At 48.9% G+C, this 22,000-nt stretch carries 19 protein-coding genes; 13 read left to right on the top strand and 6 right to left on the bottom strand.

Annotated features, from left to right (window positions below; all coding sequences use genetic code 11):
- Window positions 1–9: 9 nt before the first annotated feature.
- The 4 genes from tpiA to ftsH form a co-directional block, all read right to left on the bottom strand.
- The gene (tpiA, locus tag ACXAGR_RS19350) at window positions 10–756 is read right to left on the bottom strand and encodes a triose-phosphate isomerase (RefSeq protein WP_474845790.1); all 747 of its coding nucleotides are present in this window, start codon (window positions 754–756) and stop codon (window positions 10–12) included.
- Window positions 757–850: 94 nt separating this feature from the next.
- On the bottom strand, window positions 851–2,194 hold the full coding sequence (gene glmM, locus ACXAGR_RS19345; protein WP_474852016.1) for a phosphoglucosamine mutase: 1,344 nt from the start codon (window positions 2,192–2,194) through the stop codon (window positions 851–853).
- A gap of 1 nt (window position 2,195) precedes the next feature.
- Window positions 2,196–3,038, bottom strand: coding sequence for a dihydropteroate synthase (gene folP / locus ACXAGR_RS19340; RefSeq protein ID WP_474852014.1), 843 nt, complete (start codon window positions 3,036–3,038; stop codon window positions 2,196–2,198).
- Between the two features lie 91 nt (window positions 3,039–3,129).
- A complete protein-coding gene (gene ftsH / locus ACXAGR_RS19335) occupies window positions 3,130–5,079 on the bottom strand; it encodes an ATP-dependent zinc metalloprotease FtsH (protein ID WP_119501127.1) in 1,950 nt (649 codons plus the stop codon).
- Window positions 5,080–5,536: 457 nt separating this feature from the next.
- On the opposite strand from ftsH, the gene yhbY reads away from it, so the two are divergent.
- Window positions 5,537–5,833, top strand: coding sequence for a ribosome assembly RNA-binding protein YhbY (gene yhbY / locus ACXAGR_RS19330; RefSeq protein WP_119501126.1), 297 nt, complete (start codon window positions 5,537–5,539; stop codon window positions 5,831–5,833).
- A gap of 92 nt (window positions 5,834–5,925) precedes the next feature.
- Window positions 5,926–6,717, top strand: a complete 792-nt coding sequence (locus tag ACXAGR_RS19325) for an SDR family NAD(P)-dependent oxidoreductase (RefSeq protein WP_474852012.1) — start codon at window positions 5,926–5,928, stop codon at window positions 6,715–6,717.
- A gap of 5 nt (window positions 6,718–6,722) precedes the next feature.
- Here ACXAGR_RS19325 and ACXAGR_RS19320 read toward each other — a convergent pair whose 3' ends face one another.
- Complete coding sequence (locus tag ACXAGR_RS19320; RefSeq protein ID WP_474852010.1) at window positions 6,723–7,910, bottom strand: DUF2891 domain-containing protein; 1,188 nt, start codon at window positions 7,908–7,910, stop codon at window positions 6,723–6,725.
- Complete coding sequence (locus ACXAGR_RS19315; RefSeq protein WP_474852008.1) at window positions 7,903–10,308, bottom strand: Lon protease family protein; 2,406 nt, start codon at window positions 10,306–10,308, stop codon at window positions 7,903–7,905. Before ACXAGR_RS19315 ends, ACXAGR_RS19320 begins: the two co-directional genes overlap by 8 nt.
- A gap of 231 nt (window positions 10,309–10,539) precedes the next feature.
- On the opposite strand from ACXAGR_RS19315, the gene ACXAGR_RS19310 reads away from it, so the two are divergent.
- The 11 genes from ACXAGR_RS19310 to ybeD all read left to right on the top strand — a co-directional run bounded on the left by ACXAGR_RS19310 (window position 10,540) and on the right by ybeD (window position 21,945).
- A complete protein-coding gene (locus tag ACXAGR_RS19310) occupies window positions 10,540–11,067 on the top strand; it encodes an SRPBCC family protein (RefSeq protein WP_474852006.1) in 528 nt (175 codons plus the stop codon).
- A gap of 117 nt (window positions 11,068–11,184) precedes the next feature.
- On the top strand, window positions 11,185–13,791 hold the full coding sequence (gene leuS / locus ACXAGR_RS19305) for a leucine--tRNA ligase (RefSeq protein WP_474852154.1): 2,607 nt from the start codon (window positions 11,185–11,187) through the stop codon (window positions 13,789–13,791).
- Entirely contained in the window at window positions 13,791–14,309 is a 519-nt protein-coding gene (locus ACXAGR_RS19300) for an LPS-assembly lipoprotein LptE (protein ID WP_119501123.1), read from the top strand. The genes leuS and ACXAGR_RS19300 overlap by 1 nt, the downstream gene beginning before the upstream one ends.
- Before the next feature lie 9 nt (window positions 14,310–14,318).
- A complete protein-coding gene (gene holA / locus ACXAGR_RS19295) occupies window positions 14,319–15,353 on the top strand; it encodes a DNA polymerase III subunit delta (RefSeq protein WP_474852004.1) in 1,035 nt (344 codons plus the stop codon).
- 79 nt (window positions 15,354–15,432) lie between these two features.
- The gene (gene rsfS / locus ACXAGR_RS19290; protein WP_119501121.1) at window positions 15,433–15,750 is read left to right on the top strand and encodes a ribosome silencing factor; all 318 of its coding nucleotides are present in this window, start codon (window positions 15,433–15,435) and stop codon (window positions 15,748–15,750) included.
- Window positions 15,751–15,843: 93 nt separating this feature from the next.
- Window positions 15,844–16,314, top strand: a complete 471-nt coding sequence (gene rlmH, locus ACXAGR_RS19285; RefSeq protein WP_474852002.1) for a 23S rRNA (pseudouridine(1915)-N(3))-methyltransferase RlmH — start codon at window positions 15,844–15,846, stop codon at window positions 16,312–16,314.
- 2 nt (window positions 16,315–16,316) lie between these two features.
- On the top strand, window positions 16,317–18,230 hold the full coding sequence (gene mrdA / locus ACXAGR_RS19280; RefSeq protein WP_119501119.1) for a penicillin-binding protein 2: 1,914 nt from the start codon (window positions 16,317–16,319) through the stop codon (window positions 18,228–18,230).
- Window positions 18,227–19,342, top strand: a complete 1,116-nt coding sequence (gene rodA / locus ACXAGR_RS19275) for a rod shape-determining protein RodA (RefSeq protein WP_119501118.1) — start codon at window positions 18,227–18,229, stop codon at window positions 19,340–19,342. Before mrdA ends, rodA begins: the two co-directional genes overlap by 4 nt.
- Before the next feature lie 6 nt (window positions 19,343–19,348).
- Window positions 19,349–20,203: a septal ring lytic transglycosylase RlpA family protein gene (locus tag ACXAGR_RS19270; RefSeq protein WP_474852000.1), complete on the top strand. Its 855-nt coding sequence runs from the start codon at window positions 19,349–19,351 to the stop codon at window positions 20,201–20,203.
- A 247-nt stretch (window positions 20,204–20,450) separates the two neighbouring features.
- A complete protein-coding gene (locus tag ACXAGR_RS19265) occupies window positions 20,451–21,599 on the top strand; it encodes a D-alanyl-D-alanine carboxypeptidase family protein (RefSeq protein WP_232373553.1) in 1,149 nt (382 codons plus the stop codon).
- A gap of 82 nt (window positions 21,600–21,681) precedes the next feature.
- Window positions 21,682–21,945 (top strand): DUF493 family protein YbeD, encoded by a 264-nt coding sequence (ybeD, locus tag ACXAGR_RS19260; RefSeq protein ID WP_474845770.1) that lies wholly within the window; start codon window positions 21,682–21,684, stop codon window positions 21,943–21,945.
- Window positions 21,946–22,000: the final 55 nt, after the last annotated feature.

Here is a 22,000-nt window from a genome sequence, read left to right as displayed (position 1 = left end):
ATTACCTCGTCAATTTGCCGCCTGGCAGATTGCGTTAAAATCTGACGCTTTAAGACTTGCTCCGCCAATTAAGCCGCCATCAATATCAGGCTGGCCGAACAATTCTTTTGCGTTATCCGGCTTCACACTGCCGCCGTATAATATCTGCATTGAAGCAGCAAGTGAACCGTCATATGAAGCAATGAACTCACGAATGAATTTATGAACATCCTGAGCTTCCTGCGGCGACGCTGTAACACCCGTACCGATTGCCCAGATTGGCTCATAAGCTATAACGGCATTTTTCAGTGAAGAGACCGGAATCAAATCGAATACGGCTTTCAACTGTGCTTCAACAAACTCGTTAACTTGTCCGGCTTCTCTTACTGAAAGAGGTTCGCCACAACAAATTACCGGTGTAATTCCTGCTTCAATCAGCTTCAGGGCTTTTTCAGCAACCAGTTGACTGGATTCACCATGGTCATCACGACGCTCTGAATGCCCGACAATACAATATTTGCAGTCAAACTCTTTCAGCATTGTGACGGATAAATCGCCGGTATGTGCACCATTATCACATGCACTCACATCCTGAGCACCGGTGGCGATACCTTTACCTGAGAAAGCTGGAATAAGAATTGATGGCGGACAAATCACAACATCAATATTTTCTGCTGCAGTCCTGTCAAAAGACGCTGCAAATTCTTCTACCAATGAACGACTTCCGTTCATCTTCCAGTTTCCGGCAACCAGAAGCTTACGACTCACTGTATCCACAATTTATCCCTGCCCTGACCTGAAGCGGGCGTGATATTAACGATATCCGCCCTATTATACAAGCCTAAAAATGATAATATTTATGACGAATCAATCAATTGGCCACTTTGCGTACAGCATCGGCGATAAACTCAGCCCATTTCAGAGACTGCATTTCATCGTCGGATTCTACCATCACCCGGATCAACGGTTCTGTACCGCTTTTACGCAGCAATACCCGCCCTGTTTTACCCAGTGAACTTTCAGCTTCTTTCACTGTATCTGTAACAGCAGACATGGCCAACGGATTATCTGAGGACTCATCATAACGGACATTAATCAGTTTTTGCGGAAATTTATCAAACCCGCCGCTTAAATCGTGCAAATCCATGCCCGAACGTAACATGGCAGTGATGACCTGAAGACCGGCGACGATACCGTCTCCGGTAGATGCCACATTTAAGTTCAGCACGTGACCACTATTTTCACCACCGATAGCCCAGCCTTTCTGCTGCAGTAACTCCATTACGTAACGGTCACCTACAGCACTGCGGGCGAACGGAATGGATAATTTGCCCAAAGCCACTTCCAGACCCAGATTGCTCATGAGTGTACCCACTACACCACCGGATAAACGACCGGATTTAAGCGCATCGCGGGCGATAATATATAAAATCTGATCACCATCCAGCACGTTCCCCAGGTGATCAACCAGCATAATTCGGTCGCCGTCACCGTCCAGAGCAAACCCCATGTCAGCGCCTGTCTCAAGCACTTTTTCCACGATGGCGTTCATTGAAGTAGCACCGACTTTGTCGTTAATGTTCAGGCCGTCCGGCTTAGTACCGATTTCGATAACTTCTGCACCAAGTTCTGACAACACATTCGGTGCTATGTGATACGTCGCACCGTGGGCACAGTCGACAACAATCTTCATGCCTTTTAACGACAGATCTGACGGGAACGTGCCTTTACAGAACTCAATATAACGTCCGGCTGCGTCGTTGATACGGGTTGCCTTACCCAACTTATTGGAAGCAACGCATGTCATTGGCTTATCAAGCATGGACTCAATGGCAATTTCGATATCGTCATCCAGTTTGAAACCATCGGATGAAAAGAACTTAATGCCATTATCATAATAAGGATTATGAGACGCAGAAATCACAATACCGGCTTCTGAGCGAAATGTTTTAGTAAGATAAGCAATCGCCGGTGTGGGCATCGGACCTAACAAACCGATATTAATACCGGCTGCGGACAAGCCTGCTTCCAGCGCAGACTCAAGCATATAACCTGAAATCCGCGTATCTTTCCCTATCAGTACTTTATTTGTACCATGGCCTGCCAGCACTTTACCGGCTGCCCAGCCCAACTTGGTGACAAACTCGGGATTAATAGCGCTTTCACCTACTTTCCCTCTGATGCCGTCTGTACCAAAATACTTGCGCTGACCCATTTCAGGCTCCTTGAATATTGTCTTTTATTTGTTGAATCTTATTCACGATTTTCATCGCATCCATTGTTTCTGCCACATCGTGAACACGGATCACTTTTGCGCCCATTTGCGCCGCAATAGTGGCAAGGGCAATGCTGCCCGCCAGCCGCTCTGATACAGGTTTATCCAGCAGTTGGCCAATCATAGATTTTCTCGACATACCAACCAGTAGCGGATAACCGAGATGTTGCACCCTTCTCATTTCAACCAGCAGTTGATAATTGTGGTCGAGGCTCTTTCCAAAACCAAAGCCCGGATCCAGAAGAATGCTGCTGTCATCAATACCGGCATGCTTACAGGCATCTATGCGTGACAGCAAAAAATTAATCACTTCGTCTGCGACATCATCATACTCAGGGCTCGCTTGCATGGTTCGCGGCTGACCTTTCATGTGCATCAGACACACAGGTACCTTTGCTTCTGCTGCGGCCTCCAGTGCCCCCGGTTCCTGCAAGGCGCGGACATCATTAATTAAACCCGCTCCGGCCTTCACGCTTTCCCGCATTACAGTGGCCTTACTGGTGTCCACAGAGAGTACTACGCCTTCCAGACCGGCCAGTTTCTCTACCACCGGCACCACGCGGTCTAACTCTTCCTGTTCAGACACTTCCGGCGCCCCCGGGCGTGTCGATTCACCGCCTATGTCAATAAATGTCGCGCCGGCCTCTACCATCCGCATGGCATGTTCAACGGCTTTAACTACCGTATTGTGGGCTCCGCCGTCTGAGAAGGAATCCGGTGTGACATTGAGTATACCCATAACGCGGGCCTGATTGAGGTCGATTTCGGTATGTTTGAAATGCATAACGTATATCTGTCTTTATGAATATGGAGAGGAAAGCTGGCTTTATAAAGCACAAACAAAAAGCGCCAGTTGAAACTGGCGCCTGGAGATTTTAGCCCGGAAGGTCGCCGGGTTTACCTACCGGTGGCTTATCCAAACCATCGTCGGTAATTTCGCCCTCACGGGCCGGCTTGCCGCCGGGAGGATTGTCTCCACCTTTCGGCGCACGATCGTCCCAGTCCGCAGGCGGACGCACATCACGGCGTGCCATCAGATCGTCAATTTGCTTCGCATCAATGGTCTCGTACTTCATCAGAGCATCTTTCATCGAATGCAGAATATCAATATTCTCTTCAAGAATTTTATAAGCACGATCATAGTTTGCATCGATAAAAGATTTAATCTCTGCATCGATGGCGCGGGCAGTATCGTCAGACATGTGCGAAGCTTTAGACATGGATTTGCCCAGGAACACTTCGCCTTCGTCTTCTGCGTACAACATCGGACCCATTTTACTCGACAGGCCCCACTGCGTGACCATCTTACGGGCGATCTCAGTTGCACGTTCAATGTCATTAGAAGCGCCGGTGGTCACCATGTCGTCGCCGTAAATGATTTGTTCAGCAATACGGCCACCAAACAGACTTGAAATCATACTTTCAAGATGTTGCTTGGAATGGCTCACACGATCCTGCTCCGGCAGATACATGGTAACACCCAGTGCACGACCACGGGGAATGATCGACACTTTGTAAACCGGATCATGTTCAGGAACAAGACGGCCAACGATTGCGTGACCGGCCTCGTGATACGCTGTCATGGCTTTCTCGTTTTCCGACATCACCATGGACTTACGCTCAGCACCCATCATGATCTTGTCTTTGGCTTTATCGAACTCTTCCATCGACACAAGGCGTTTGTTAGCACGGGCGGCGAACAGAGCAGCTTCGTTAACCAGGTTCGCAAGGTCAGCACCGGAGAAGCCGGGTGTACCACGGGCAATTACAGAAGCTTCCACGTTGTCACCAACCGGTACTTTGCGCATGTGGACTTTCAGGATTTGCTCACGGCCACGGATATCAGGCAGACCTACAATAACCTGACGGTCGAAACGGCCGGGACGTAACAGTGCCGGGTCAAGGACATCTGGACGGTTAGTCGCTGCGATAACGATAATACCTTCGTGACCTTCAAAACCATCCATTTCTACCAGCATCTGGTTAAGTGTCTGTTCACGTTCATCGTGACCACCGCCAAGACCAGCACCACGCTGACGACCTACTGCATCGATCTCATCGATAAAGATAATGCAAGGCGCAGCCTTTTTGGCTTGCTCGAACATGTCACGGACACGGGATGCACCCACACCCACAAACATTTCAACAAAGTCGGAACCTGAAATAGTAAAGAACGGTACTTTTGCTTCACCGGCAATGGCTTTAGCCAGCAATGTTTTACCTGTACCCGGCGGACCCACCATCAGAACGCCTTTAGGAATCTTACCGCCAAGCTTCTGGAACTTTGAAGGATCGCGCAGGAAGTCTACCAGTTCTACTACGTCCTCTTTCGCTTCGTCACAACCGGCAACGTCGGCGAAAGTGGTTTTAATCTGATCTTCACCCAGCAAACGGGCTTTGCTTTTGCCGAAAGACATGGCTCCGCGGCCACCGCCACCCTGCATTTGACGCATGAAGAAAATCCAGACTGCAATTAACAGCAGCATGGGGAACCATGAAATGAAGATAGACGTCAGGATAGACGGCTTCTCAGGCGGCTCACCTAATACACGTACATCCTTCTTCACCAAATCTGAAATGAGCTGATCATCAAAATAGGGAATATAGGTAACGAATGTTTCGCCGTTACGTTTCGTGCCGCGGATTTCGCGGGACTCACTGTCAATGCGAACTTCGCGGACATTGCCCTGATTCGCTTCTTTCAGGAATGTTGTGTAATCCGTTTGTGCACGTGTCGATTCACCAGGTGAAAAGCTCTGGAACACCGACATCAACACAACGGCGATAACCAACCATAAGATTAAATTTTTTGCCATATCGCTCAAGCTACTAACCTCTAAAAATACCGGAACATCCGGGATTGATGACAATTTACTGCCAACATGTTCATTTACCGCTCACTATGGTGAAACCGGCGTCCGGAACATGCTCCGCTCCCATTGTTTCCGTACGAAATGCGATCCTTACTTCGTCAAATTACAGCCTACTACAAATTATAGACCGTAGCCACCAATACACGTTCCCGTTACCACGTAAATTAACGCCTTGTAACGTTTTACGTGCAAGTGTGTAGTTCTGTTCAGTATTGCTTATATAATTGGTGGCATCATGCGACTTTTTTGTCATTCACACATAATGTCGTTAGGATTGTAACGAAGATGGCGTTAGAATATGGCATTTCAAGGCATTAACTTAAAATAAATGGTTTTACGTTCAGTCAGTGACCACGTGGCCCGGCGTTTAGGTTAAACAAATTTATCAATAGTAAAGAAAAACGACGAAATGAAACTTTCCAATAAACAGAAACAATTCCTTAAGGGCCTGGCCCACTCTTTGAAACCCGTTGTGCAATTAGGTGCTAACGGCCTCACAGAGGGTGTTGTATCTGAAATTGACAGCGCACTGGCACACCACGAACTGATTAAAGTGAAGGTGCCTACCGATGATCGTGAAGAAAAAACACTGATCATGGATGCTATTGTGCGGGAAACCGAATCTGTAAAAGTACAGTCCATCGGACACACACTGATTATCTTCCGCCCTTCCGAAGAGCGTAAAATTCAGTTGCCAAAACAATAAAGTCTTTTTACATCTTCTTTTATGTAATCACTTTGTTAACAAACTCTGCCACGTTACACTTACGTTAACGTAAACCTGATAACGGGCAGAGAATGATGTCAGAACAAACCACACTTCCGCTTTCCTCCATCACAGCCGTCATTACCGGTGGCAGTTCAGGACTGGGTTTTGCTACCGCGCAGCATCTGTTGCAGCGTGGCGCGACCGTTGCTCTTTTTGATATAGACCGTGAAAAAGGGGAAAAGGCTGTCCGTGAGGCAGGTGGAAATGCACATTTCTACCCCGTCGATGTTTGCAGTGAAGACGAGGTTTCTGACGCATTGCAAGCTTTCCGGGAGAAAGCCGGACGTATTAACCTTTGTGTTTCCTGCGCTGGAATCGCACCGGCTGCAAGAACGCTTGATAAAACAGGCAATGCTGCCTCTTTTGATCAGTTCCGTAAAGTAACCGATATCAATCTTAACGGTACCTTCAACGTGAGCCGGCTTGCTGCTCAGACCATGGCCGCACAGCAAGCAGATGAAAACGGTGAACGGGGTGTCATCATTAATACTGCATCCATTGCCGGCTACGAGGGGCAGACCGGACAGACCGCCTACGCGGCCAGTAAGGCGGGCATTATCGGTATGACACTGCCCATGGCCAGGGACCTGGCCGCTGTGGGGATCCGTGTTAATGCAATTGCGCCCGGCGTAATGGGCACTCCCATGTTACTGGCCATGCCGGAGCACGTTCAGGCAGCATTGAGCGCCAATGTGCCCTTCCCTAAACGACTTGGTCTGCCAGAGGAATTTGCAGCACTGGTGGCGCATATTGCACTTAACACCTATATAAACGGTGAGACCATCCGTCTTGATGGCGCACTCCGTATGCCGCCTAAATAAATGATTTACTCTGTGGCGCGGGCACGTTGTTGTAACGCATAAACAGCAAAGCTGCCCAGCCAGTGTGTACCTTCATAATTTTCATCAACGATGGCGGGCAATGAATGGGCCACGTGCGTGTCTGCCAGCGCCCGCAGATGACCAAATTCATCGGGATATTCTGCTGCAAGGCCATACATCACCCAGGCACGGCTGAAATTAAGCCCGTCCAGATGCACCAGTTTACCGTCAGTCCGGTCACTTACCCGTGCCACTTCAATGTGAAAGTCAGCATTGTCTAACGCCGGCAGAAAACCTTTCGCCCAGTGCATAAAGGACTTTTTATCCATCACTTTTCGCATCAGATCCAGTTCTTCAAAACAAGGGGAAAGAAAATCGAAGCCGTTTGGCTCCCATGAGAGCGGACACTGTTTATCGCCGCCAAACCAGTGCACAGCCCGCTCCGTAATAAGCGTCTGTAATGCTTTGTCATCAGCAATCCGTGCATAATCCAGTGCCATCGACATTCCGAAAGCCGTATTCGGATGCTCGCCGGTGCGGACCGGATACACCAGTTTTGGTAAGAACTGATGATATTTGCCAACAATCAGTTCCGTCAGGGGAGACAGGTTCTGACTCAATTCAGCAGCCAGGGGTTCATCCCACAGCTTCAGTTCTGCGGCCAGAGCCAGTAACCAGGCCCAGCCATAAGTGCGCTCAAAACTGGCATTTTGTGGTTTTTCAAAATATGCCACTTCCTGAAGAATTTTATCTGCGGTCAGGTTTTCCTTAAGCTTTGCTTTAATTTCTGTCGCTTTGGCAAGATCAGGAAAATGGCGGAGCAGATTTACCAGCATCCAGTGACCGTGTACGCTGGAGTGCCAGTCAAAACACCCGTAAAAGGCGGGGTGCAGTGCAGCCGGCCCCTGCAAGTCCTGTGGACCGAATAATGTTTGATTTAACTTGTTCGGGTACTCTGTTGTTACACAATGCAGCGGCATCTCTGACAACCGCTCAGCTTCCTGCAGAGATAACTCCGTAGTTTCAGGTGAACTGAATGCGCCCGTGCTGAATAGCGTCAGGGCAACTAAAGCTGTTAGTTTTCTACCCGTTACCATTCCGGTAATTACACTCCCCGCAAATAAACTCCCCGTAGATAACTTTTTCATCTTTTCTGCCACCTTCTGACGTTTTCTTATTATGTGTTTATTCATCGTCGCCTCCGTTAACAATGAGTGCAATGTTATAAAGGCGGTTCACGGCATGATAGTTCACCGAATTTTTCGGATAACGCCCGCGGGACGTCATATTGCCGGCTTCTTTTTCCATCAACAGTGAAATGGCATCATCCACGGTTTCAGCAGTGTAAATATGGAAAAGCCCTTTTTTCACTGCATCAATAACTGCTTTATCCAGTACAAGGTTAATGGCATTGGATTTGGGGATAATCACACCCTGATTACCAGTAAGCCCGCGGTGCTGACATAAATCGAAAAAGCCTTCAATTTTTTCGTTCACGCCGCCTACTGCCTGTACCTCACCGTACTGGTTAATCGAGCCGGTTACTGCCAGAGACTGGGTAGCCGGAATTTCCGTCAATGCAGATATCAGTGCAATAAGTTCTGCCAGCGAGGCACTGTCACCATCAATGTGTCCGTAGGATTGTTCAAGCGCTATATTGGCTGACAAGGTCAACGGGAAATGCTGGGCATATTTGTTTCCAAGATAACCGGTTAACAGCATAACCCCTTTAGAGTGAATGGGTTGCCCCAGTTCAACTTCCCGTTCAATATCCACCACGCCGTTTGCACCGGCATACACCGTAGAGGTAATGCGGGCCGGCGTACCGAATGCTGTCCCCCCGACTTCCAGTACGGTCAGGCCATTAACGGTACCTACTGACTTACCTTCGGTAGCGATTAGGACATGACCTTCTTTAATGTCGTTTAGCAGTGCATGACTCACCCGGCCGGTGCGGCGTTTTTTCGCACTCAGTGCAATTTCAATGTGCTCCAGTTCAAGATGCGTGCTTTGCTGCTGAGCCGCAAAATACCGGGCCTCATTGATAAGCTCTATGACTTCGGCAAAATGGGCTGAGAATTTTTGCTGATGTTCCGCCATTCGCAGGGAATATTCCACCAGCCGCTGCATGGCTTTAGAGGAAATCCCGCTCAGGCCGCATTCACTGAGGTGATGACGCACCTTACCCGTAAAATCAAAAGTAGACTGACGGGTTACCGGTATTTCGTAATCGAAATCCACCAGCACTCTGAACAGTTCGTCAAATTCATCATCATAATCCTGCAGGGTATAATAGAGATCACGTGAGCCCAGCAGTATCACTTTCACATCAAGGTCTACCGGTTGCGGGTTCAATGTGATGGCGTTCACCATACCCACATCCTGCTGGGGAAGATCCATTTTCAATGAGCCTGATTTTATCGCCAGTTTCAGTGCATCCCACACAAAGGGCTGCTCTATGACCTGATCAACATCCAGTAACAGATAGCCACCGTTAGCACGGTGCAAAGCCCCTGCTCTTATCATTCTGTAATTGGTATACACACTGCCGTGCAGGTTAGTGTACTCAATTTTACCAAACAGGTTCTGATAAGTAGGGTTCGGCTCATACACCACCGGCGCGCCGTCCTGTAACTGATGACCCACCAGCACATTAGGCAAATAAAGTTCTTCCAGATAAAGCCGTCTGTCGAGTTCGTCGGGCTTATCCTCTTTTGACTCCTCTGCCAGCAGTGACACGATGGTGTCTACCAGATGGGAACGCATGCGCCGCAGCGTTTTCAATACGCCGAGATGGCCGGCATATTTATGTTCCAGTACTTTGAGTAAGGGTCTGATCCCCTGCTCTGCGGTTTTCTTATTCAGTTGCCTGATACGCTCAGAACTTTCACGTTTCCATACCGGCAACCCGAGTAAACTTTCACTGAGACGGTTTTCAAGTTCAGCAATCAAGTCATAAAAATACTGACGCTTGTCATCATCGAGTACGGCAAATTCTTCATCGGTAACGGGTTTACCGCTTACTATCGGGGCGAAGGTAATGGCGTTAGATTCGTCATAAAGGGCTACATCATGAGCCTGCGCGTAGCGTTCCACTGCATCAATGGCTTCATCATAACGGCGCTCAAATTCTCTGGAAATGGCTGATTTCTGACGCTGATAACCCGGGTTGTCAAAAGCTGCCGGAAATGTATCAAGCAAGTCATCAATCAGACCGTTTATATCTTTAACCAAATCTTTACCTTCACCCGGCGCCATGCGCAGAACAAAGGGTTCACGTTCTTCATCAAAGTTATTCAGATAGACCCAGTCTTCCGGTGATGGCAATGATGCTACCTGACGCTCAATGTAATCTTTTACCAGCGAGAACCGCCCGGTGGCCGGCTCCCCCATCACATAGAGGTTATATCCGCGGTTGCGAACGCCCAGGCCGAATGACAATGCTTCACGGGCACGCTCCTGGCCAATAAAGGTTGCGTTAACGGCTTCCTCATCTTTTAAAGCCTGGTTTATCTGCCGCCGGTTCAGTGACGGTGTCAGTGCTGCGGGAGATAAAGCATATTTAGCGCGCAGAACGGAAAGGTCGGTCATAACTGCCTGTTTACCTTATATCATCAAACTGCTCCGTTAGCCGGCAGGTTTGATTTTGTGGAGATAAGATTAAGTGAAACGCGAAAAATTCCCACTGTCAAACCAAAAAAAGGCTGTATCAGCCATTTTTCTCCACTTGTTTTGATAAATTGTATCAAAAAGCACCACATTACGGTTTAATGGGCATTATTAACCGTATTGTCAGCAAAATTTTAAGGATTATGAGCGTCCATGACTAAAACCACAGCTGCACTCACCTTCCTGAGTTTAATTTTATCCTTTAACACCTCCGCCAAAGTGGAAAGCAGTGGTAACGGCGGCTTTATTGTTCTTAATACCGTTTCCGTGAACGCAGCGGCTGACACTGTCTGGCAAGCGCTGGTAAACGATGTCGACCGGTGGTGGCCCAAAGAGCACTCATGGTGGACGGGCACCTTCAGTATTGATGCCCGTGCCGGCGGTTGTTTTTGCGAACGTGCCGGTGAACGAAGTGCTGAACACATGCGGATAAGTTTTGTTGACCCTGCAAAGCAACTGGTAATGACCGGCGGACTGGGGCCGTTACAAGCTATGGGCATGACCGGCGCTCTGAACTGGCAACTGGAACAAACCGGCGCAGATACAAGAATATCGCTTCGGTATCACGTTCAGGGATACAGCGAAAGCGGATACAAAGACCTCGCGCCTGTTGTCGACCATGTCCAGGGATTACAACTTAAAGCGCTGGCAGATTTTTTAACCACTGCCAAAACTGACTAAAATCCCGTCAGATAAGGATAAAAGTAGCCCCCGCCTATTGTGAGTGCACTGCGCGCCGGGGTATTCTATGCGGCTAATCACGAAGTAATTAATACCAACGCGGAAGCCTTATTCACGATGGCCGAAAATCAGTACAACCCGAAACAAATCGAGCAGGATGTCCAGCAGTACTGGGAATCCAATCAGTCTTTCAAAGCAGAAGAAGACGCGTCTAAAGAAAAATTCTACTGCCTTTCAATGTTCCCTTACCCCAGCGGCCGTCTCCATATGGGACACGTACGTAACTACACCATCGGTGACGTAATCAGCCGTTTTCAGCGCATGCAGGGTAAAAATGTTCTGCAGCCAATGGGTTGGGACGCATTCGGGTTACCTGCTGAGAACGCAGCCATCAATAACAATACGGCTCCGGCAAACTGGACCTATTCAAACATTGAATATATGAAAGGCCAGTTGAAGTCGCTGGGTTTCGGTTATGACTGGGATCGCGAAGTCGCTACCTGTAAACCTGACTATTATCGCTGGGAGCAGTGGTTTTTCACCCGCCTGTACGAAAAAGGGCTGGTTTATAAGAAAAACGCCACCGTTAACTGGGATCCGGTGGACCAGACAGTACTGGCCAACGAACAGGTTATCGACGGTCGTGGCTGGCGTTCAGGTGCTCTGGTAGAACAAAAAGAAATCCCTCAGTGGTTTATTAAAATTACTGACTACGCTGAAGAATTATTATCTGACCTGGATCAGCTGGAAGACTGGCCTGATCAGGTTCGCGCCATGCAGGCAAACTGGATTGGCCGTTCAGAAGGTGTAGATATTACCTTCAAACTGAAAACACCTGCCGGTGAAGTGGAAACCCTGACCGTTTACACCACACGCCCTGATACATTCTTTGGTGTTACATACCTGGGCGTTGCTGCCCAGCATCCTGTGGCAGAATTTGCTGCCACACATAACCCTGCTCTTGCAACCTTTATCGAAGAATGTAAGAACACGAAAGTGGCTGAAGCAGAACTGGCCACCATGGAAAAGAAAGGGTGTGATACCGGATTAACAGCGATTCACCCGCTCACCGGCGAGGAAGTACCGGTTTGGGCTGCCAATTTCGTATTGATGGGCTATGGCTCCGGTGCTGTGATGGCCGTTCCCGGCCATGACCAGCGTGACTGGGAATTTGCTACCAAATACAATCTGCCGGTTAAACAGGTCATTACACCTGCAGATAGTAACAGTGAAACCTGTGACTTAACTGCGTCTGCGTACACTGAAAAAGGCACCTTAATTAATTCCGGTGAGTTTGATGGCTTAACCTTCGACGCCGCCTTCAATGCAATAGCAGAAAAATTATCTGCCGCAGGTGTGGGTACTAAGAAAGTTAATTACCGTCTTCGTGACTGGGGCGTAAGCCGTCAGCGTTACTGGGGCGCTCCTATTCCAATGCTGAATCTGGAAAACGGCGAGTCTGTGCCGGTTCCCGCCAGTGAATTACCGGTGGTGTTACCGGAAGACGTAGAAATGAATGGTGTAACTTCGCCAATCAAAGCTGATCCTGAATGGGCAAAAACGACCTTTAACGGTGAACCGGCCCTGCGTGAGACCGACACCTTCGATACCTTTATGGAATCATCCTGGTATTATGCCCGTTACAGCTGCGCACAAAATGGCGATGCCATGCTTGATCCAACTCAGGCGAATTACTGGCTGCCGGTAGATCAGTACATCGGCGGTATTGAACACGCCATTCTTCACCTGCTCTACTCCCGCTTCTTCCACAAACTGCTGCGTGATGAAGGTCTGGTAGAGTCAGATGAGCCGTTTAAGCGCCTGTTATGTCAGGGTATGGTGCTGGCAGATTCCTATTTCAGTGAAGATGAAAACGGTAAGAAAACCTGGTATTCGCCGCTGGCTGTTTCCACCGAGAAAGATGATAAAGGCCGAATCACGAAAGCCTGGCTGACCAGCGACGGTACGCCGGTAGAACACGGCGGCATGACTAAAATGTCAAAGTCGAAAAATAATGGTATCGATCCTCAGGCGGTTATCGATCAGTACGGTGCAGATACTGTACGCCTGTTTACAATGTTCGCCGCGCCACCTGAGCAAACCCTTGAATGGGTTGATTCCGGCGTGGAAGGGGCAAACCGCTTCCTGAAACGTATCTGGAAACTGGTCAGTGAGCACATTGAAGTTTCCGGCACTCCGGGCAAGGTTGATGCAAAAGCACTGAATAAAGATCAGCAAGCGTTACGTCGTGAAGTGCATAAGACAATTGCCAAGGTCAGTGATGACCTGGGTCGTCGTCAGACCTTCAACACTGCCGTAGCTGCGGTAATGGAATTACTGAATCATTTGCAAAAGGCACCTCAGGAGTCTGAAACTGACCACGCTATTATGCGTGAAGCAGTCGAAGGCGTGCTGCGTTTGCTAAACCCCATCACGCCGCATATCTGTCATCACCTGTGGCAGGCACTTGGCCATGATACACCTGTAGAATATGCCGGCTGGCCGGTAGCTGATCCTGCTGCCCTGGTAGAAGATGAGAAGCTGATTGTAGTGCAAGTTAACGGTAAAGTGCGCGCTAAAATGACCGTGGCAGCAGATGCGGCAAAAGAAGCCGTCGAAGCAGATGCCCTTGCCCAGGCCAATGTTCAACAGTTTATCGAAGGTAAAACGGTGCGCAAAATCATCGTAGTACCCGGTAAGCTGGTTAACATTGTAGCTAACTGATGAAGACGTTCTTCCGGCTGTTAACAGCAGGCGCAGCCGCACTGGTGCTTACCGGTTGCGGCTTTCATCTGCGCGGTAATGAAGCGTTGCCGCCATCAGTTAATTACGTTGCGGTAACGTCTGCGCAGGCCCATGCGCCACTGGCCAGAGCGTTGAAGAAAAAACTGGCAGTGTATGACCTCCACGGCGGTACACTGGCAGACAGCCCGTCTCCGGACATGTCGGTTCTGATCAACATTCAGCCGGAGCAACTGGAACGGCGTTTATTGTCCGTGTTTTCTACCGGTCAGGTAGCTGAATACGAGCTGATTTACGGTGTCCGTTATACAGTGACCTTCCCTGACAAGGCTCCCCTGCCCGCGTATTTTGAAGTATTGCGGGATTACCAGGATGATCCTGAACAGGTGCTGGCAAAATCGCGGGAGCTGGAACTGGTTCTCAGCGAAATGCGGGATGAAGCGGCAGACAAAATTATCCGTCGTATAGCCAGCCAGTCTTCTCAGGCAGTGGCGGAATAAACAACTGCCATGCAAATCTATCCAAACCGTTTTGAAGCGGAACTAGATAAAGGCCTCAAGCCTTGTTATTTGCTGTTTGGTGATGAGCCACAGCAAAAATTTTCCATGATCGAAGCGGTGCGGGAAAAAGCCAGAGCTCAGGGCTTCACTGAGCGGACAGTATTTGTTGCCGACAGCGGTTTTAACTGGAGTCAGTTAATTGAGGCCACTCAATCTTTGTCTTTATTTGCTTCGCAACAGATTATTGAACTGGAGCTACCTACCGGAAAACCCGGTACTGAGGGTAGTCAGACCCTGCAATCAGTAGCAGCGAATCTGGGTAACGACATTCTGTTACTGATCCACGGTCCCCGTATTGGCAAAGATGTACAAAAAGCCAAATGGTTCAAGGTTCTTGACGATACCGGCATTCATTCCATTTGCTATGCACTGGAAGGTAATAATCTTCACACATGGATCCAGCAGACTATGCAAAAAGCCGGACTTAACGGCGATGCAGCCTGTGTCCGCATGATTGCAGATATGTGTGAGGGCAATATGCTGGCCGCTCATCAGGAAATCCAGAAGTTATCGCTGGTTTATGCCGGACAGGCCATTACACCTGAACAGGTAGAAGCGGCCATTGTCGATCATTCCAGATTCAATGTATTTCAGCTGGTAGATGTCATGCTGAACGGAGACCGGCAGCGCTGTATCCGCATGTTGTACCGTCTGGAAAGTGAGGGCATTGAACCTAATATCCTGATCTGGGCATTTATTCGTGAATGGCAGACCTTAAGCCAGTTACACGAAGTCAGATCGTCCGGACAACCTGTCCAGTGGATGAAGTTCGCGATCTGGAAAAATCGTCAGGGCTGTTATCAGTCGGCACTGAACCGGCTGAGCGCTGCCCACCTTGACCATATCAGAGAGGCGCTGGAACAGGCCGACTTTGCTTTTAAACAAAATACGGTGGAAAGGCCTTATATCAAGCTTGCACACCTTTGTATGTTGTTCATGGGCATAGAGCTTAACGGATTAACTTTGATGCCGGACCTGCACTGACACCGGTGTGGGAATTGCGGTAAAATTCGCTATAGTTAAAATGTTATACGTTAATTTTTTGTGTATTTGAGGAGAACTTTTGGACAGTAACCAGTTCAAACAATTCGTGTTAGATAAAATCGACGACATGAAAGCCCGTGATGTCATTCAACTGGACGTAAAAGGTAAGTCGACAATTACTGACCTGATGATTATCTGCTCGGGTAATTCCAAGCGACACGTGGTGTCTATCGCGGATAATCTGCATGTAGAAATGAAACAGGCCGGACATCCGCCTCTGAGCATTGAAGGCAAAGAGACCGGTGAATGGGTTCTTGTTGATCTCGGTGACATCATCGTGCACGTCATGCAGGATGAAGCGAGAGATTTCTACCAGCTTGAAAAGCTCTGGGGCTGAACATCAGCCATCAGTATGCCACGGCGTTGACTGTCAGCGGCGTTCCGGCAAGACTTATCACTTCAAATCGCTCAACCGGGAAGTTGTAAAACGGTGAAAATTCAAATCGTTGCGGTAGGAACTAAAATGCCTGACTGGGTTGCCAGAGGTGTTGATGAGTTTGTGCGCCGTTTTCCCGCTGACATGCCTGTCAGCTTTACTGAAATTGCCGCGGGAAAGCGTGGTAAAAATGCAGATATCCCGCGCATCCTTCATAAGGAAGGAGAAGCAACGCTGGCGGCAATCCCGAAGGGAAACCGCATCGTCACACTGGAAGTCACCGGTAAGCCATGGGATACCCCTCAACTTGCCAGACAACTCGATGCCTGGAAGATGGACGGGCGTGACGTAAGTTTACTCATCGGAGGCCCGGAAGGACTCGCTCCTGAGTGTATTGCCGCATCGGAACAGCGCTGGTCACTTTCCAATCTGACATTACCCCACCCTCTGGTGCGCATCATTGTGGCGGAAAGCTTGTATCGCGCCTGGTCTGTTACCCAGAACCATCCGTATCACCGGGAATAGTCATGGCCCGTAAACGTCAGGCGATTCGTGACCATACAGCGGAAGCGAACCTGTTTGCCCGCCGCGCCGCTGTTTCACTGCTTATTGTGTTTGCCATGCTCGGTATCGTGGTGAGTAACCTCTACGTACTGCAAGTGGAACAGCACGATGCTTATCAGACCCGCTCCAACGGTAACCGCATAAAGGTTCTGCCCATTGCGCCCAACCGGGGATTGATTTACGACCGCAACGGTATTTTGCTGGCTGAAAACCGGCCGGTATTCAGCCTGGAAGTCATTCCTGAAGAAGTCGACAGTCTGGACGACACCCTTGACAGCCTGTCTGCACTCATGGGGATCACGCAGGAAGAAAGGGACAATTTTCTAAAAATATACCGCGGGCAACGACGGTTTAAGCCCATTGCTCTGCGTACCCAGCTAAATGAAGAAGAAGTGGCATTGTTTTCTGCCCAGCAACACCGTTTTCCGGGTGTTTCTGTAGAAGCCCGTCTTTCGCGCTACTATCCCTACGGTGAAACGCTTACTCACGTACTTGGTTACGTAGCAAAAATTAATAAGAAAGATTTACAGAAATTGCAGGAAGCCGGTCAGGAAGATAACTACGCAGCTACCTACGACATCGGTAAACTGGGTATCGAAAAGTACCATGAAGAAGAATTACACGGCCAGGTCGGTTATCAGCAGGTAGAAGTTAACAGTCAGGGACGGATAATCCGTACGTTGAGTGTTGATCCGCCGGTGCCCGGTAAAGACATTGTGCTGAATATTGATCTTGCCCTGCAGCTGGCTGCAAAAAAAGCGCTGGATGGTAAGCGGGGTACGGTGGTCGTTTCGGCGCCTGATACCGGCGGTGTACTGGCCATGTATTCCAGCCCGAGTTACGACCCTAACCTGTTTGTCCACGGGATCAGCAGCAAAAACTACAGTGCCTTACTGAATTCCCCTGACCGGCCTCTGATTAACCGCGCTACGCAGGGACAATATCCGCCGGCTTCCACTATCAAGCCACTGCTTGGTCTGGTGGGCCTTGAGGACGGTGTCATTACACCAAAGACCACTATCAATGACACCGGACGTTACAAGCTCCCCAACGTCAGCCATGTGTGGCGTGACTGGAAAAAATGGGGGCACGGGAAAGTGAATGTTGAACGGGCCATTATGATGTCCTGCGATACTTTCTACTATGACCTTGCCTACAAGCTCGGTATCGATCGGATCAGTGATGCGATGTCTGAATTCGGTTTCGGTGATTACACCGGCGTAGACTTATACGAAGAATCTGACGCCAATATGCCAAGCCGCGGCTGGAAACGTGCCCGTTTCAATCAGCCCTGGTACATCGGCGATACGATTCCTGTGGGTATTGGCCAGAGTTACTGGACAGCGACACCGATCCAACTGAATCAGGCAATAAATACACTGATAAACCACGGCGAACGGTTTGTTCCGCAAATTATGATGGGATTCATGAGTGAAAACGGCGAGGTCTCGCAGGAGCCTTTAAAAACCATGCGTCCGATTATGGTGAAAGAAAGGAAAAACTGGGATTTAATGCTCAGTGCCATGCACGATGTTAATCATTCCGATGAAGGTACAGGCCGCAAGTCATTCTCTGATGCCCCTTACCAGTCCGGGGGTAAATCCGGTACTGCACAACTTTTTTCAGTAGGCCAGAACGAGTCCTACAACGAAGAAGAGGTTTCTGAACATCTTCGTGATAATGCCATGTATGTAGCCTTCGCCCCTTATGAGCAACCTGAAGTCTCTGTGGCGGTTGTGGTTGAAAATGCCGGAGGCGGCAGTTCCAATGCCGCGCCGGTAGCCCGTCAGGTTATGGATTTTTTCTTCCGCGAAAGGGACTTTATGCAGCCTGATTATGTGCCGCCGGAGCAAGCATCAAAGGAACAGGCTGAATGAAACGTACAACGATAAAACAAAATCAGTCTACTCTGCTCGAACGGCTTCATATTGACGGCTGGCTGTTGCTGGGATTGCTGGTTTTAATGGTGGTCGGCCTGTATACCCTTTATTCGGCCTCCGGTCAGGATCCCGGCCAGATGGAACGGCAGTTCGCCCGTCTCGGTATTGCCATGGGTGTAATGTGCGTCATGGCGCAGGTACCACCTATGGCCTACCGGCGGTTATCCACTTATGCTTACATTGCCGGCTTACTGATGCTGATTGCTGTACTTTTATTCGGCGACGTGGGTAAAGGTGCCCAGCGCTGGCTTGATCTTAAATTTGTTCGTTTTCAGCCATCGGAACTGATGAAGCTTGCGGTGCCCATGATGGTGGCCTGGTATATCAGTAAGTTTACCCTGCCCCCCCGTCTTATTCAGATAGGCATTGGCTTCACTCTGGTTATCGTACCCACAATCCTCATCGCTAAACAGCCGGATTTAGGGACGTCGCTACTTATTGCCAGTTCGGGAATTTTTGCTATTTTTCTGGCAGGCATGAGCTGGCGTCTTATTGGCATTGTTGCCGCCATGGGCGGTGCGTTTGCACCGGTAATGTGGTTTTTTCTGATGCAGGAATATCAGAAACAGCGGGTAATCACGTTTTTAAATCCTGAATCCGATCCTCTGGGCGCCGGTTATCATATTATCCAGTCTAAAATTGCCATTGGTTCCGGCGGCCTTCAGGGCAAAGGCTGGTTGCAGGGAACCCAGTCACAGCTTGAGTTTCTGCCGGAACGTCACACCGATTTTATCTTTGCGGTTTTCAGTGAAGAATTCGGTCTGACCGGCGTCATCGGATTACTCGCAATTTACCTGTTTATCATTATTCGCGGCCTGATCATTGCCAACCGTGCTCAGGACGCCTACAGTAAGTTACTGGCGGGTTCGATAACCCTGACCTTCTTTGTTTACGTGTTTGTAAATATGGGTATGGTGTCAGGCTTACTGCCCGTAGTAGGAGTGCCACTGCCACTGGTTAGTTTTGGCGGTACGTCAATGGTGACATTGATGGCAGGTTTTGGCATTCTGATGGCAATCGGAACACAAAAAAGATTCTTATCCCGATAACCGGTTATGTGCGCTAAATACTGTATCTTACTTTTATGTGCAGTCGTGTTATGCGGCTGCCAGTCTTCAGGTCGCTATGCCCAGCACAGCGATTCAGCCCCCACGTTTGTGTATGACGAACCGGATTACACTGACGCAGACCCGCAATACGAACCTTACCGTGAATGGAACAGCCGCCCCTACGAAGTGTTGGGTAAACGATATTATCCGTTGCAATCCGGTAAAGGTTTTGTGGAAACCGGGCTGGCTTCCTGGTACGGCCAGAAATTTCACGGGCACCTCACTTCTAACGGTGAAACCTACAATATGTTTGCAATGACAGCGGCACATAAAACCTTGCCGCTGCCCTCATTTGTTAAAGTGACTAACCTGAGTAATGGCAAGACAGCCATTGTGCGGGTAAATGATCGTGGCCCCTTTCATTCCAGCCGGATTATCGACTTGTCTTATGCCGCAGCGAAAAAACTGGATTACCAGCAGCACGGCACGGCAAAGGTGAAGCTGGAAGTGATTCATTTTGATGAGAACAATCAGGTGACTGTGGGCAATCAGCCTACTGTCAGCTATGAACAATATGCCGGCATTGTTCCTCTGCCTGAAGAGCCGGAAGCTGAGCCGTTTTCTGCTGCTGACGACGGGCTTTACATTCAGGTCGCCGCAGTGAGTGATCCTGAACGTGCCAAATCAGTATCTACCGTCCTGTCCCAACTTTATCAGGTGCCTGCTGAAATACCGCTAATTAATAATATCTACAAATTACGGCTGGGCCCGCTGGCTGACCGCTTTCAGGCAAAAATGCTGTTAGATGATTTGCAGAAAAATGGCTATCCCGGTGCTTATACCGTGGGCGGCAACCTGTAAATATGGCATTCATCTGCCGAACTTGTGGATTTGCCGGGTAAATCGGTCAGCAACACTGTAATCCGGTAGACTTTTAAGGTACAAATCAGCATCTGAATCACTTTGCTCTTTATATAAGGAACAAAGCTGCACTGACTCTGGTCCAGGCTTGTTGCTTACGTTAAAATTCAAAACAGTTTGTCTTAAATAAAAAACGGTAATTGATATTCCCATGCATAAAATTATAAATCGCGCTAAACCGTCTTTCATGCTCACCATGTTTATCATGATGTGCATGTCTTATGTTGCCAAAGTCCACGCCAACGTCGTGATCCCGCCGCCGCCAAGTGTTGCCGCTGAAGGCTTCGTGCTGATGGATAACGAAACGGGCCAGGTTATCGCAGAGAAAAATGCAGACATGCAGTTGCCGCCTGCAAGTCTGACTAAAATGATGACGACGTATGTCATCGGCAAAGAGTTGGAAGCCGGCAATATCAGCATGGACGATGAAGTAACCATTTCTGAAAATGCATGGGCGAAGAATTTTCCGGAATCATCAAAAATGTTCATTGAGGTGGGTACACAGGTAAAAGTGGCCGACCTGGTTCGCGGTATTATTATTCAGTCCGGTAACGATGCCTGTGTTGCTATGGCTGAACATATCGCCGGTTCTGAAAGTGCCTTTGCCAGCATGATGAATGCCCACGCGCAGGCGCTGGGTATGTCTTCTTCACATTTTGTGAACAGCCACGGCCTGCACGACCCCGATCACTACGTAACGCCGCGGGATATGGCGCTGTTGTCTCAGGCGCTGGTCGCTGAGACGCCGGAAATCTACGCGATTTACAGCGAAAAAGAGTACACCTACAACGGTATCAAACAGTACAACCGTAACAGCTTGCTGTGGGATCAGAGCCTGAATGTGGATGGCATTAAAACCGGTCACACTTCTGATGCAGGCTACAGCCTCATCACCTCGGCCAAACAAGGTGATATGCGTTTAATTTCTGTTGTGATGGGCACAGACAGTGAACGCGCCCGAAAAGAAGAAAACAAAAAATTATTGCGTTACGGTTTCCGTTTCTATGAAACTGTAACCCCTTATAAAGCCGGTGAAAGCTTCGTTGCTCACCGCATTTATATGGGTGACCGCGAAACTGTAGACCTTGGAATTAATCAATCTACCCCCATTACCATTCCCCGTGGCCAGGCAGGTAACCTTGAAGCCAGTTTTGAGTTAGATAAGAAACTGGAAGCGCCGCTGGCAAAAGGCCAGGTGGTTGGCACACTTTACCTGCAACTGGACGGCGAAGACGTTGCCAACTATCCCCTTGTTGCTTTGCAGGAAGTGAATGAAGGTGGTTTCTTCGATCGTATGGTTGATTATGTCATGCTGCAGCTTGGCTGGGACGAATAACCGGTCAGTAGTGCTAGTTGATCAGCGGCCAGATTGTTATAATCTGGCCGTTTTGTTTATATAAAGAAGTAAGGATATCGTAATGGATACCCGTTTCGATGAGTTGCTGGATTTTCCCTGTTTCCAGACGTTTAAAGTAATGGGTGTAGCCCATGAAGAATTACCGCAGCAGGTGATTACCTGTCTGCAGAAGCATTCGCCGGGAGATTACTCTCCTACCGTTAAGCCCAGTGCTAAAGGTAACTACCATTCTGTGTCGGTGAGTGTCCGTGTGACCAGTAAAGAGCACATGGAAACCATTTATACCGAGCTGGCTAAAATTGAACTCGTCAGGGTTGTATTGTAAGTGACCGCAACACATCATCCTGTAATTGTCCGTCAGTTAGCCCGTCAGTCTTATT

This window comes from Alteromonas sp. ABH4_457 (assembly GCF_056160625.1).
This window is presented reverse-complemented; position numbering and strand designations above follow the sequence as displayed.